Source organism: Oceaniovalibus guishaninsula JLT2003 (assembly GCF_000299575.1).
GTDB classification, from domain to species: domain Bacteria; phylum Pseudomonadota; class Alphaproteobacteria; order Rhodobacterales; family Rhodobacteraceae; genus Palleronia; species Palleronia guishaninsula.
This window is the reverse complement of the sequence record NZ_AMGO01000021.1, coordinates 266,231-279,285: the sequence shown is the minus strand read 5'-3', so window position 1 is coordinate 279,285 and position 13,055 is coordinate 266,231. Positions and strand designations below refer to the sequence as shown.

The 13,055-nt window shown below is 65.8% G+C and carries 10 protein-coding genes and 1 pseudogene; 7 read left to right on the top strand and 4 right to left on the bottom strand.

Annotated features, from left to right (window positions below; translation table 11 throughout):
- Positions 1-61: 61 nt before the first annotated feature.
- The 3 genes from OCGS_RS07370 to OCGS_RS07360 are packed head-to-tail and all read right to left on the bottom strand — an operon-like array spanning position 62 to position 2,526.
- Positions 62-463: a (deoxy)nucleoside triphosphate pyrophosphohydrolase gene (locus OCGS_RS07370; RefSeq protein ID WP_007426612.1), complete on the bottom strand. Its 402-nt coding sequence runs from the start codon at positions 461-463 to the stop codon at positions 62-64.
- Positions 460-1,680, bottom strand: coding sequence for a bifunctional glutamate N-acetyltransferase/amino-acid acetyltransferase ArgJ (gene argJ / locus OCGS_RS07365; RefSeq protein WP_007426611.1), 1,221 nt, complete (start codon positions 1,678-1,680; stop codon positions 460-462). The genes OCGS_RS07370 and argJ overlap by 4 nt, the downstream gene beginning before the upstream one ends.
- Before the next feature lie 6 nt (positions 1,681-1,686).
- Entirely contained in the window at positions 1,687-2,526 is an 840-nt protein-coding gene (locus OCGS_RS07360) for a peptidylprolyl isomerase (protein ID WP_007426610.1), read from the bottom strand.
- A 162-nt stretch (positions 2,527-2,688) separates the two neighbouring features.
- Between OCGS_RS07360 and secA the strand changes: the two are divergent.
- Positions 2,689-5,390, top strand: a pseudogene (secA, locus tag OCGS_RS07355) (preprotein translocase subunit SecA).
- 34 nt (positions 5,391-5,424) lie between these two features.
- On the opposite strand, the gene betC reads toward secA, so the two are convergent.
- On the bottom strand, positions 5,425-6,933 hold the full coding sequence (gene betC, locus OCGS_RS07350; RefSeq protein WP_040610665.1) for a choline-sulfatase: 1,509 nt from the start codon (positions 6,931-6,933) through the stop codon (positions 5,425-5,427).
- Positions 6,934-7,020: 87 nt separating this feature from the next.
- Here betC and choX point away from each other — a divergent pair, with 87 nt between their 5' ends.
- The 6 genes from choX (at position 7,021) to OCGS_RS14785 (ending at position 12,984) form a co-directional block, all read left to right on the top strand.
- Positions 7,021-7,950, top strand: coding sequence for a choline ABC transporter substrate-binding protein (gene choX / locus OCGS_RS07345; protein ID WP_007426608.1), 930 nt, complete (start codon positions 7,021-7,023; stop codon positions 7,948-7,950).
- A 130-nt stretch (positions 7,951-8,080) separates the two neighbouring features.
- Positions 8,081-9,334 carry an extracellular solute-binding protein gene (locus OCGS_RS07340; RefSeq protein ID WP_007426607.1) on the top strand — a complete coding sequence of 418 codons (1,254 nt, stop codon included), beginning with the start codon at positions 8,081-8,083 and terminating at the stop codon, positions 9,332-9,334.
- Positions 9,335-9,349: 15 nt separating this feature from the next.
- Entirely contained in the window at positions 9,350-10,237 is an 888-nt protein-coding gene (locus OCGS_RS07335; protein WP_007426606.1) for a carbohydrate ABC transporter permease, read from the top strand.
- Positions 10,234-11,178 (top strand): carbohydrate ABC transporter permease, encoded by a 945-nt coding sequence (locus OCGS_RS07330; protein WP_007426605.1) that lies wholly within the window; start codon positions 10,234-10,236, stop codon positions 11,176-11,178. Before OCGS_RS07335 ends, OCGS_RS07330 begins: the two co-directional genes overlap by 4 nt.
- A 68-nt stretch (positions 11,179-11,246) precedes the next feature.
- A complete protein-coding gene (locus OCGS_RS07325) occupies positions 11,247-12,677 on the top strand; it encodes a M6 family metalloprotease domain-containing protein (protein WP_007426604.1) in 1,431 nt (476 codons plus the stop codon).
- A gap of 13 nt (positions 12,678-12,690) precedes the next feature.
- On the top strand, positions 12,691-12,984 hold the full coding sequence (locus tag OCGS_RS14785) for a hypothetical protein (RefSeq protein ID WP_007426603.1): 294 nt from the start codon (positions 12,691-12,693) through the stop codon (positions 12,982-12,984).
- Positions 12,985-13,055: the final 71 nt, after the last annotated feature.

Below are 13,055 nucleotides of genomic sequence, written 5' to 3'. Positions count from 1 at the left end.
GATCGGCAAGATCAGCTTGGCGCGTCAATTTGCAACAATTGGTTAACGGCGGGCGGCTGTTTTACAGCCAGTCGCGCAGGATCGGGATCAGCGGCAGGTCCGCGGGCGGCATAGGATAATCGCGCAGCCGGTTGGGCGCGACCCATTTCAACGCCTGCCCCTCGCGCGGGGCGGGTTGCCCGTTCCACCGGCGGCACGCGAACAGCGGCATGAGCAGGTGAAAGTCGTCATAGGCATGGCTGGCGAAGGTCAGCGGGGCAAGGCAGCTCGACCAGGTGTCGATGCCCAGCTCTTCGGACAGTTCGCGGATCAGCGCGGCTTCGGGCGTTTCGCCCTGTTCCACCTTGCCGCCCGGAAATTCCCACAGGCCCGCCATGCTGCGGCCTTCGGGGCGTTGCGCCAGCAGCACGCGGCCGTCCGCGTCGATCAGCGCAACCGCCGAAACCAGCACGATCCGCGTCAAGACCGGTAATCGGCGTTGATCGAGATATAGGCGTGCGTCAGGTCGCAGGTCCAGATCGTCGCGGTGCCGTCGCCCAGCCCCATATCGACGCCGATCCGCAATTCCTGCCGCTTCATGTAGGCCGCGCCGTCCGCCTCGGCATAACCGAGCGCGACCCAGCCGTTCTCCGCGACCAGGATGTCGCCCAGCCGGATGGTCAGACGGTCGCGATCGGCCTGCGCGCCGGATTTGCCGATGGCCATGACGATCCGGCCCCAATTCGGATCCTCGCCCGCGGCCGCCGTCTTGACCAAGGGGGAATTAGCGATCGAGCGCGCGATCCGGTCGGCATCCTTGTCGTCCGCCGCGCCGGTGACGGCAACCTCGATGAACTTGGTGGCCCCCTCGCCGTCGCGGACGACCTGATGCGCCAGATCCAGCATCACCCGGCCCAGCGCGTCCTCGAACGCGGCGGCATTGTCGTCGTCGATGCGGGCCGATTTGCCGGTCGCCGCGCAAAGCACCGTGTCCGATGTCGATGTGTCGCTGTCCACGGTGATGCAGTTGAAGCTGCGGTCGCATTGGCGCGTCAGCATGCGCTGCAACAGCGCCCGATCCACCGCCGCATCCGTGAACAGATAGACCAGCATCGTCGCCATGTCGGGCGCGATCATGCCCGACCCCTTGGCGATGCCGGCGATGCGAACGTCCCGGCCATCAACGTCGATCCGCGCAGCCGCCCCCTTGGCGAAGGTGTCGGTCGTGCGGATCGCCTCGGCCGCGCCGTGGATGCCGTCGGGCGAAACCGACGCGACAAGATCGCCGATCACGGCGGTGATGCGTTGCGCGGGCAGGGGTTCGCCGATCACCCCCGTGGACGATGTAAAGACGCGCCCCGCCGGGATGCCGGTGGCGCCGGCCACGGCGGCGACGATGGCATCGACCGCCGATTGCCCGGCCGATCCGGTGAAGGCGTTGGAATTGCCGGAATTGACGACGATGGCCGCGCCTTCGCCGCTTTCGCCGCCGATCTTGGCCTGGCAATCCAGCACCGGCGCCGACCGCGTGGCCGACCGCGTGAAGACCCCGGCGATCGTGGTGCCGGGGTCCAGCAACGCCAGCATCACGTCGGTGCGGTTCTTGTAGCGCACCCCGGCCTGCGCGCTGGCGAAGCGCGCCCCGTCGATGACGGGCAGGTCGGGGAACGCGTCGGGCGCCAGCGGCGACAGGGCAGGCATGGCCGGTCAGTCCAGTAGCGAATCGTCGCGGACCAGCGCCGGGTCGATCTCGGTCTCGGGGCGGGTCACGTCGATATCGGCCGTAGCCTCGTCGATCAGCTTCTGCGCGGCTTCCTGCTGGATTTCGGCGGCAAGCCGGTCGCGCACCTCGTCCAAGGCCGGGGCATCCTGCTGTCGCGTCTCGTTCAGCCTGATGACGTGCCAGCCGAACTGAGTCTGCACCGGATCCGACACGCTGCCCGGTTCCATGTTCTGAACGGCCTCGTCGAATTCGCCGACCATCTGGCCCGGCCCGAACCAGCCCAGATCGCCGCCCGACGGCCCGGACGGGCCGGTGGATTTCTCGCGTGCAAGCTCGGCGAAGTCGGCGCCGTCGTTCAGCTGCGCGACGATCTCCTTGGCCTCGTCCTCGGTTTCCACAAGGATATGGGCGGCGTTGTATTCCGTCACCGGATCGGCCCCGCTGAACGCGGCGTCATAGGCGGCCTGGATCGCCTCGTCGGTCACGGCGTCGGCCGCGGTCTGGCGCAGCAGTTCCGCCGCCAGCAGCGCGCGCGTCTGGTTGTCCAGTTCAAGCTGGGTACGGGACGACGGGTCCGTCACCTGTTCGGCCAGCGCCGTCTGCTGCACAAGCTGTTCCAGCAGCCCGTCGAACAGCGTCCTGTCGTCAAGCTGCTGATATTGCGCGGGCAGTCCCTGGCGAAGCGCGATCATGTGGCCCAGCGTGATGTCCTTGTCGCCCACGGTGGCGACCACCGTTCCGGCGTCCTGCGCGGCAAGCGGCGCGGCCAGGGTCAGGGACAGGGCACAGACGGCGCCGGTGCGGCGGAGCAGGTTCGTCGGCATTTGCAGAATCCTCCGGCCAGACCCGCGGGCGCTGGCGTTGACAGTGTGAAACCGGCCCCCTACATCGCCTTGAGCCTCGAGGGGGCCATTGCCGCCCTGAATATGCGTCCTGCACGGCGCGGGCAAGCAGCCCCTTCCCCCAAGTTGCCGTCAGGAGAGAACATGCTGGGTCTGGGATCTGTCGCCAAGAAGGTTTTCGGCACGCCGAACGACCGCAAGGTGAAGGCAACGCGGCCTCTGGTCGACAGGATCAACGCGCTGGAACCCGAATTCGAGGCGCTGTCCGACGACGAGATCAAGGCCCGCACCCGGACGCTGACCGACCGCGCCAAGGCGGGCGAGAAGCTGGACGACCTGCTGCCCGAAGCGTTCGCCAACTGCCGCGAGGCCGCGCGCCGGTCGCTGGGTCTGCGCGCCTTCGACGTGCAGCTGATGGGCGGCATCTTCCTGCATCAGGGCAACATCGCCGAAATGAAGACCGGCGAGGGCAAGACGCTGGTGGCGACGTTCCCGGCCTATCTCAACGCGCTGTCGGGCAAGGGCGTGCATATCGTGACCGTGAACGATTACCTTGCCAGGCGCGACGCCGACTGGATGAGCAAGGTCTATACCGCGCTCGGCATGACCTGCGGCGTCGTCTATCCCCAGCAGCCCGACGGCGAGAAACGCGCGGCCTATGCCTGCGACGTGACCTATGCGACCAACAACGAACTGGGCTTCGACTATCTGCGCGACAACATGAAATCGTCGCTGTCCGACATGTATCAGCGCGGTCACAACTTCGCCATCGTGGACGAGGTGGACAGCATCCTGATCGACGAGGCGCGCACGCCGCTGATCATCTCGGGCCCCAGCCAGGACCGCAGCGAGATGTACAAGACCGTCGACACGGTCATCCCGCTGCTGACCGACGCGCATTTCAGCCTGGACGAAAAGACCCGCAACGTCACCTTCACCGACGAGGGCAACGAGTTTCTGGAAAACCATCTGGCCGGCGCAGGCATCCTGCCCGAGGGCCAGTCGCTTTACGATCCCGAAAGCACGACGCTGGTGCATCACGTCAACCAGGGCCTGCGCGCGCACAAGCTGTTCCAGCGCGACAAGGACTATATCGTGCGGAACGGCGAGGTCGTGCTGATCGACGAATTCACCGGGCGGATGATGACCGGGCGGCGGCTGTCGGACGGTCTGCATCAGGCCATCGAGGCGAAAGAGAACGTCCAGATCCAGCCCGAGAACGTCACGCTGGCCTCGGTCACGTTTCAGAACTATTTCCGCCTTTACGACAAGCTGGCCGGCATGACCGGCACCGCGCTGACCGAGGCCGAGGAATTCGGCGAAATTTACGGCCTCGGCGTGGTCGAGGTGCCCACCAACCGCCCCATCGCCCGCGTGGACGAACACGATGCCGTCTATCGCACGGCCCGCGAAAAGCTGGACGCCATCGTCGCCGCGATCAAGGCCGCCCACGACAAGGGCCAGCCGGTGCTGGTCGGCACGACATCAATCGAGAAGTCCGAATCGCTGTCCGCCCTGCTGCAAAAGGAAGGCGTTCCGCATAACGTCCTGAACGCGCGCCAGCACGAACAGGAAGCGCAGATCGTCGCCGATGCGGGCAAGCTCGGCGCCGTCACCATCGCCACCAACATGGCCGGACGCGGCACCGACATCCAGTTGGGCGGCAATGTGGACATGAAGGTGATGCAGGCGCTGGAAGCCGATCCCGAGGCCGATCCCGAAGAAGTGCGCGCCCGCATCGCCGCCGAGACGGCGAGCGAGAAGGAGAAGGTCAAGGAAGCCGGCGGCCTGTTCGTGCTGGCGACCGAACGGCACGAATCCCGCCGCATCGACAACCAGTTGCGCGGCCGGTCGGGACGCCAGGGCGATCCGGGGCGGTCTTCGTTCTTCCTTAGCCTCGAGGACGATCTGATGCGCATTTTCGGGTCCGAGCGTCTGGATTCCGTCCTGTCCAAGCTGGGCATGAAGGAAGGCGAGGCCATCGTTCATCCGTGGGTGAACAAGTCGCTGGAAAAGGCGCAGGCCAAGGTCGAGGGGCGCAACTTCGACATCCGCAAACAATTGCTGAAGTTCGACGACGTGATGAACGACCAGCGCAAGGTCATCTTCGGCCAGCGCCGCGAGATTATGGAGACGGACGAGGTCGCCGAGATTGCTCGCGATATGCGCCATCAGGTCATCGACGACCTGATCGCGGCGCATATTCCGCCCAAAAGCTATGCCGACCAGTGGGACGGCGAGGGGCTGTATGTCGCGGCGCTGGAAAAGCTGGGCATCGACGTTCCCGTCATCGCCTGGACCGAAGAGGACGGCGTGGACGAGGCGGTGATCCGCGAGCGTCTGGAAAAGGCGTCGGACGAGTTCATGGACGACAAGGCCGCCCGCTTCGGTGCCGAGAATATGCGCACCATCGAAAAGCAGATCCTGTTGCAGACCATCGACGCCAAATGGCGCGAGCATCTGGTGACGCTGGAACATCTGCGCTCGGTCGTGGGGTTCCGCGGCTACGCGCAGCGCGATCCGCTGAACGAATACAAGAACGAAGCCTTCCAGCTTTTCGAATCCATGCTCGATTCGCTGCGCGAGGACGTGACGCAGAAGCTGGCCAATATCCGCCCCCTGTCGCCCGAGGAACAGCAGCGCATGCTGGCCCAGATCGAGGCGCAGCGTCAGGCGATCCAGTCGCAGGCCCAGGCCACCCCCCGCAGGGCGAGGCCGAGGCCGAAGCCGCGGCACCCGGTTTCACCGAGACCGATCCGTCCACATGGGGCAATCCGGGCCGCAACGATCCCTGCCCCTGCGGATCGGGCAAGAAGTTCAAGCATTGCCACGGCCAGATCGCCTGACCCACCGGGCGCCCGTCCCGCCGGGGCCGGGCGCCTATTCGCCGCGCGGGAAGCGCTGCGATTCCTCCAGCACGTTCAGGTCCATGTGGTTGCGCATGTATCGTTCCGACGCCTTGCGCAGCGGCTGGAAATCCCAAGGGTAATACCCGCCCTTGCGCAGCCCTTCATAGACGACCAGCCGCCGCGCCTGGCTGCGGCGCACATCGGCATCGAAACGGTCCAGATCCCACCTGTCGTCCGCCATGCCGCGAAATCGCGCCAACGTCTCGGCATGGTCGGGATCGGCGGCAAGGTTCGTCATCTCGTGCGGGTCGGCATCGAGGTCGAAAAGCTGTTCGGGATCGAGGGCGCAGCGCGTGTATTTCCAGCGCCCCTGCCGCAGCGCGACCATCGGCGCCTCGGACCCTTCGGCGGCGTATTCCATCGCGACGGGCGCCCCGCGCGCCTGTCCTTCCGCGGTCGGGACCAGCGACCGGCCGTCGATCCACGGCTCCACATCCATCATGGAAACACCGGCCAGATCGCACAACGTCGGCGTCACGTCGATGGTCGAGACGGGCGCGTCGATCCGCATGGGCGTCAACCCCGGCGCGGCGATCATCAGCGGAACGCGCGCCGATCCTTCGCGGAAGCTCATCTTGAACCACAGTCCCCGCTCGCCCAGCATGTCGCCGTGATCGGACAGAAAGACCACGATCGCCTCCTGCCGGGTTGCCTTCAGGGTGGCGAGGATCTCGCCGATCTTTTCGTCGATATAGGACAGGTTGGCGAAATAGCCGCGCCGCGCGCGGCGGATCTCGTCGTCGCCGATGTCGAAACGCGTCCAGTCGTTTGCATCGAACAGCCGCCGCGAATGCGCGTCCTGATCGCTGTAGGGGATGGCGGGCACCTCGGGCAGCAGGTGGTCGCAATCGGCATAGAGATCCCAGAACCGCCGTCGCGCGACATAGGGATCGTGCGGATGGGTGAAGCTGACGGTCAGCGCCCAGGGCCGCGGATCGTGACCGCGTGACAGATCGTAGATCTTGGCGACGGCATGATGCGCGACCTCGTCGTCGTATTCCATCTGGTTGGTGATCTCGGCCACGCCGGCCCCCGTCACCGACCCCAGATTGTGATACCACCAGTCGATGCGTTCGCCCGGCTTGCGGTAATCGGGCGTCCAGCCGAAATCGGCGGGATAGATGTCGGTCGTCAGTCGTTCCTCGAACCCGTGAAGCTGGTCCGGCCCGACAAAGTGCATCTTGCCCGACAGACAGGTCTGGTATCCCGCGCGCCGCAGGAAATGGGCATAGGTCGGCAGGTCGGATCCGAATTCGGCCGCGTTGTCGTAGACGCCGGTGCGCGACGGCAGCGCGCCCGACATGAACGCCGCCCGCCCCGGCGCGCATAGCGGCGATCCGGTATAGGCGTTGCGGAACCGCACCGACCGCGCGGCCAGCGCGGCAAGGTTCGAAACATGCAGCCAGTCGGCCGGCCCGTCTGGAAAGAAGGTGCCGTTCAGCTGATCGACCATCAGCACAAGGATGTTCGGCTTCGTCATCTGCCCCCCGGACCTGCATGTTGTCACGATTGCCTAACTGGTCTTTACTGAACCCTTCAATCGCTTTTCCGATCCGGAGCTGACCCCATGACCCACCAAAGAACCTTTGCAGCCGTTCTGGCGGGCGGCATCGTCGCGTCCGGCATGGCGCTGGCGCAGGCCCAGTGCGACGAGATCGCCTTTTCGGATGTCGGCTGGACCGACATCACCGCCACGACCGCCATCGCCAACGAAATCTTCACGGCGCTCGGCTATGACGTGAACGTCGACGTGCTGTCCGTCCCCGTCACCTTCGCCTCGCTCGCCTCGGGGGATACGGACGTGTTCCTGGGCAACTGGATGCCCACGCAGGCCGGTGCGATCCAGCCCTATCTGGACGAAGGCACCATCGAAACGGTGAACGAGAACCTGACCGGCACGATCTACAACCTCGCCGTGCCCGTTTATACCTACGATGCCGGGCTGAAGACCTATGACGACCTGGCGGCCTTCGCCGACGATCTGGACGGGACGATCTACGGGATCGAGCCGGGCAATCTGGGCAACGCCTATCTCATCGGCCTGACCGAGAAGGACGCGCACGGCATGGGCGCGTTCAAGGTGCGCGAAAGCTCCGAACAGGGGATGCTGGGCGAGGTCCGCCGCGCCGTGTCCCGCAACGAACCCATCGTCTTCCTCGGCTGGGCGCCGCATCCGATGAACGCCAACTTCGACATCGAATATCTGGAAGGAGGCAAGGATTTCTTCGGCGGCGAGGGCGTCGTCAACACCGTGACCCGCGCCGGGTTCAGCGACGATTGCCCCAATGCTGCGCGGCTTCTGGAACAGCTCGACTTCACGCTGGACATGGAAAACACGATCATGGGCAGCATTACCGACGACGGCATGATGCCCGCCGCCGCAGCGCGCCAGTGGCTCGCGGCCAATCCCGGCGTGCTGGACGGCTGGCTGGACGGCGTGACCACGGCCGATGGCGGGCCGGGCCTCGACGCGGTCAGGCAGGCGCTGGGCATCTGACGCGCACCGCACCCGCCCTTCGCCGGCGGGTGCGACAAAATCGTTCTCGACGGTGTGGCGGACGGGTCTAGGTGATCCTCGACCACGGCCGTCTCAGGCCGGTCCTTCTGCGACCAACCGGAGCGAACGAATGTTCAATCAAACGACAGCCCCGCTTGCCATTGCCGCGATGCTGGGTGCCGCCATCCCGGCCCATGCCGATGATGCGCCGCTGACAGTGGCAATGCACTATACCCAGGAACAGGCCGCGCCGCTGATCGCCTGCCTCGAGGATTACGACGTCGATGGCATCGGGGCCGAATACCGGCAGATCACCTATGGCGACTATCTGCAAACCGTGCTGACCGGGCGGCTGGCCGGGCAGGCGCCCGACATCTACAACGTCTATTCGATCTGGGCGGCGCAGATGGTCGATAACGGCGTTCTGGATCCGGTGCCCGACGATCTGGCCGGTTTCGTGCGCGACGGTTATTCCACCGGAACGGTGGACGCCGCCACCATCGACGGCACGCTCTGGGGCGTCCCGACCGAGGTGAGCGTCTACATGCTGGTGTCGAACATGGCCCTGCTGCGCGAGGCGGGGTTCGACGCGCCGCCGACGACATGGGACGGCTTGCGCGAGGTGGCGCAGGCCGTGGCCACACGCAACGCGCAGGGCCGCACCGAAACCGCCGGTTTCGCCTTCGGTCAAAGCTCGTCCGGGGCGGGGCTGGTGCATCCCTTCTATGCGTTGCTCTATTCCGAAGGCGGCAAGGTTTACTCGGACGACCGTTCCGAGGCGCTGTTCGACAGCCCCGAGGCCCTCGCCGCGCTCGAGCGCGAGGCCGGACTGGTGCGCGACGGAATCGCGGACCTCAGCGTCGATGCCTACGACTTTCCGGCGGGCGGCATCGGCATGATCGTCATGGCGAACTGGCTGGAAAGCGAGATCCGGGCGGGCTTCGGCGACCGGTTCGACGAGGATGTGGCGGTCAGCCAGATCCCGATGGGCGACGACTGGCGGACGCTGCAATACGCCTTTTTCATGGGTGTGGACAGCGGCAGCGACCGCAAGGACGCGGCATGGGCGCTGGTCGAACACCTCAACACGCCCCGCGATGGCGGCTTGTCCTGCATGGGCGAGATGCTGGGCCAGCTCGGCGCGCTGACCGCCAGCACGGCCGACAATGCTGCGGGCGAGGCACCCGACGCCTTCACCGCGCCCTTCGTCGCGGCACTCGAGGACGGTCGTGCGATTAGCCAACCCAACGTCATGCAGGCCAGCGAGATCGAGGGGTTGATGGCTCAGGCATTCGAGCGGGCGATGGCGGGCGAAGCGAGTTCCGAGGCCGCGCTGGAGGATCTGGACCGCGAGGTCGAGGATATCCTGTTCGAGTTCTACTAGCGCGCGGGCCAGGCGATGCGATCGCGCGACTTCGATCCGGGCGGCGGCGGCGCGGCGCCTTGGGTTTTCGTGTCACCGCTGATCGCGTTCGCACTGATCTTCTTCGTCGTGCCGCTGGGGTTCTCGGTCTACCTGTCCTTCACGCGCTGGAACCCGCTGGGCACGCCAAGCTGGGTCGGGTTGAAGCAGTTCGAATACCTGCTGACGCGCGACGACGCGTTCTGGCGCAGTGTCGGCAATACCTTCGTCTTCGCCTTCGGTTTCGTTGCGCTGGGCGTGCCGCTGTCGCTGGGGCTGGCCTTCGTCTTCAGCCGGTCGCGCGGCAAGGCGGTGTGGCGGTCGATCTACTATTTGCCGCAACTGACCAATATCGTCGCCATCGCCTATCTGTGGCAATTCGTGCTGGACGACCGTTACGGCATCATCAACCGGGCGCTGGGGCTGACGGGGTTGCGGGGGCCGGACTGGCTGACCGATCCGGTCATGGCAATGGTGTCGGTGGTGCTGGTGATGATCTGGTATGACGCCGGCAAGAACATGCTGGTCTTTTCGGCCGCGCTGGAAGCGGTGGACAGCGAAATCTACGATGCGGCCACGCTGGACGGCGCGGGCGCATGGCGCACCTTGCGATCCGTGACGCTGCCGATGATCCGGCCGGCCTTCATCTTCGTGACGATCACCAGCTTCATTACCGGAATGGGGTTCTTCGCGCTGATCCTCGCCATGACCGGCGGCGGCCCGCGCGGCGCGACCGAGGTGACGGCGCTTTACACCTACACGATGGCGTTCGAGGATCTTCGCATGGGCCGCGCTTCGGCAGGGGCGTTGATCCTGTTCGTCATCATCGGGGTTCTGTCGCTGCTGCAGTTCCGCGCCCTGCGGGAACGGGAACGCCGGACATGACAACGGTCGACGATGTGACGCATCCCGCGCGGACCGGCCCTGCCACGCGCGTCGCCGCCCCCCGTCCGCGCTGGCGCCGCCATGCGGGCAGCGTCGTGAAATATGCCGTTCTGGCGCTGGGTGCGGCGTTGATGATCCTGCCCTTCGCCGACATGTTCGTCGGGGCGCTGCGCGGTCCGGCGGATGTCTATGCCAACCCGCCCCGCTATCTTCCATCCGACCCGCAATGGGGCGTCTATGCGCGGGTGTTCCGCGAATTGCCGATGACGACATGGTTCGCCAATTCGGTGATCGTGACCTGCATCATCACCGCGTGCCAGGTCGCCACATCGACCATGGCAGGATATGCGCTGGCCAAGTACCGCTTTGCAGGTGCCTCGCCGCTGTTCCGGCTGGTGGTCGGCGCGCAGATGTTTCCGTTCTTCCTGTTCATCATTCCCATCTTCTTCATCCTGCGCTTCGCCCCGCTGATGGGCGGCAACGACATTGCGGGACAGGGCGGCGCGGGGTTGCTGGGCACCTATGCCGCGCTGTGCCTGCCCTTCGTGGTGACGTGGTATGGCGTCTTTCTGATGCGGCAGTTCTTCCTCGGCATCCCCGACGACCTGTTGGAAGCCGCGCGTCTGGACGGGGCCAGCGAATACCGCATCTTCCGCTCGATCATGCTGCCGCTGGTCAAACCGGCCATCGCGACTCTTACGCTGTTCTCATTCGTTTATCACTGGAATGAATTCATCTGGACGATGACCGTGACCCGCGCCGCGCCCGACCTTCAGACCCTGCCGGTGGGCATCTACCTGCTGTCGGGTGCCTTCCAGACGCTGGACCAGAAGTCACTGCAACAGGCCGCGCTGGCCGTGTCGATCCTGCCCGTGATCGTCGTTTTCCTGATGTTGCAGCGTCTTTTCGTGGCGTCGAACTTCGCCAGCGGCGTGAAATAGCCGGGTTTTCTTGGTGCATACGGCCCATCGTGGTATCGTCGCCCTAACAGCGCGCAGGGGGGCCGGACATGCAGGACGCGAACGATCTTCTGGCCAACTGGCACAACATCTTCGGCCAGACCTGCACTGGCCCGTTCGACCGATGCAGCGTAGCACCCGATCCCGCATTGCAGGACCGAATCGACGCCGCCATCGCCCGCCTGCGCGACACCGCGCCCGAAGGCATGCGCGACCGCGTCACCTTGCGCGAACAGTTCCGCGTGGGCTTCAACGACGGTCTGATCGTTCCCGGCTCGGAGTTGCCGCTGGGAACACCGCCCATGGCCGCCCGCAACTTCGCCCTGCACCGCGCGCCCCTGCGCGGCACCGTCCGCGTCGTCGTCGTTCTGGCCGAGTTCACCGATCGCCGCTTCGGTCCGGGCGCCGCGCAACGCTTTCGCGACCTGTTCTTTTCCACCGGCGTCGTTCCGACCGGATCCGTCACCGAATATTTCGCCGAGGTGACGAACGGCGCCATCGCCATAACGGGCGAGGTCGCCGGCCCCTACACCATGCCGGAGACGCTGGCCGCTTATGCCGGCGGCACCTCGGGGACTGGCACGCATGTTCCCAATGCCCGCGACCTTGCCCGCGATGCCGCCATTGCCGCGGATGCCGACGTGGCGCTGGCGCCTTATGACAACGATGGCGACGGGTTCGTCGATGCCTTCGTCGTGGTCCATGCCGGAAGCGGCGCGGAACAGACCGGATCGGGCAACGACATCTGGTCGCATAAATGGGTTCTCCGCTCGGCACTGGGGGTCGATGGCATCCGGCTTTATGCCTATCTGACCATTCCCGAGGATGCCCGCCTCGGTGTCTGCGCGCACGAGCTTGGGCATCTGCTGTTCGGCTTCCCGGACCTTTACGATACCGACCGCAGTTCGTCGGGCATCGGCAACTGGTGCCTGATGGCGGGGGGGTCGTGGAACGGCGGCGGCGACACGCCCGCGCATCCGTCGGCATGGTGCAAGGCCAACCAGGGGTGGGTCGCGGTCAACAACGTGACGGCGAACGGGCCCGCGACGATGGCTGACGTCAAGCTGGGGTTCGAGGTGTTCCGCCTCTGGAAGGACGGCACCGGCGGGCAGGAATATTTCCTGATCGAGAACCGGCAGAAGACCGGCTTCGATGCCGAACTTCCCGGCGAGGGGTTGCTGATCTGGCATATCGACGACGCCATCGCGACCAATGGCGACGAGGCGCATCCGCGCGTGGCGCTGGAACAGGCGGACGGTCAGGATCATCTGGCATCCGGCGCCAATCGCGGCGATGCGGACGATCCGTGGTCGGCCACGCAAGGGATGGTCTTCGACGCCAATTCGGTCCCGTCTTCGCGCAGTTACGCGGGGTGCGAAACCTGCGTCGCGGTCGAGAACCTGTCGCTGTCGCAGCCGGTGATGACGGCCGACCTTCGGGTCAGTTGCTATCCCGACCCGCCGGGCGGGTTGTTCTGGTGAACCCGGTGACGCGGTGAGCCAGATCGTCGAGAACTGGGCCGAGATCGTGGGAATCCTGCTGGCGATCCTGCCCGCCCCGCACCGCGCGGATTTCGTCGAGCTTCACGTCCGGGTCGAGGAAGTGCGACGCGTGGACGACTGGCCGCTGATGCTGTCGGGCGCGGAACCCGACCTTGCGATCATGGCGCGCAGGGGCCAGGTGGACGGGTGCGCCGATGCCGGGGGCCAACGGATTCGTCTGCGCGTCCGGGCCGAGGGGCCGCCGCCGCTGACCTGGTTCGCGCATCCGGGCTGGCGGCTGGACTGACGCCAACGCCCCGGAAGGGCTTTGGAAAATTTCGGTGAACCCATTCCGTGCGGACTGCGTTTGCCGTCAGA

Coding starts and splice junctions, on each gene's coding strand:
- argJ (WP_007426611.1), bottom strand. CDS start 1,680: ATGCCTGCCCTGTCGCCGCTGGCGCCCGACGCGTTCCCCGACCTGCCC.
- OCGS_RS07360 (WP_007426610.1), bottom strand. CDS start 2,526: ATGCCGACGAACCTGCTCCGCCGCACCGGCGCCGTCTGTGCCCTGTCC.
- betC (WP_040610665.1), bottom strand. CDS start 6,933: ATGACGAAGCCGAACATCCTTGTGCTGATGGTCGATCAGCTGAACGGC.
- choX (WP_007426608.1), top strand. CDS start 7,021: ATGACCCACCAAAGAACCTTTGCAGCCGTTCTGGCGGGCGGCATCGTC.
- OCGS_RS07340 (WP_007426607.1), top strand. CDS start 8,081: ATGTTCAATCAAACGACAGCCCCGCTTGCCATTGCCGCGATGCTGGGT.
- OCGS_RS07335 (WP_007426606.1), top strand. CDS start 9,350: ATGCGATCGCGCGACTTCGATCCGGGCGGCGGCGGCGCGGCGCCTTGG.
- OCGS_RS07330 (WP_007426605.1), top strand. CDS start 10,234: ATGACAACGGTCGACGATGTGACGCATCCCGCGCGGACCGGCCCTGCC.
- OCGS_RS07325 (WP_007426604.1), top strand. CDS start 11,247: ATGCAGGACGCGAACGATCTTCTGGCCAACTGGCACAACATCTTCGGC.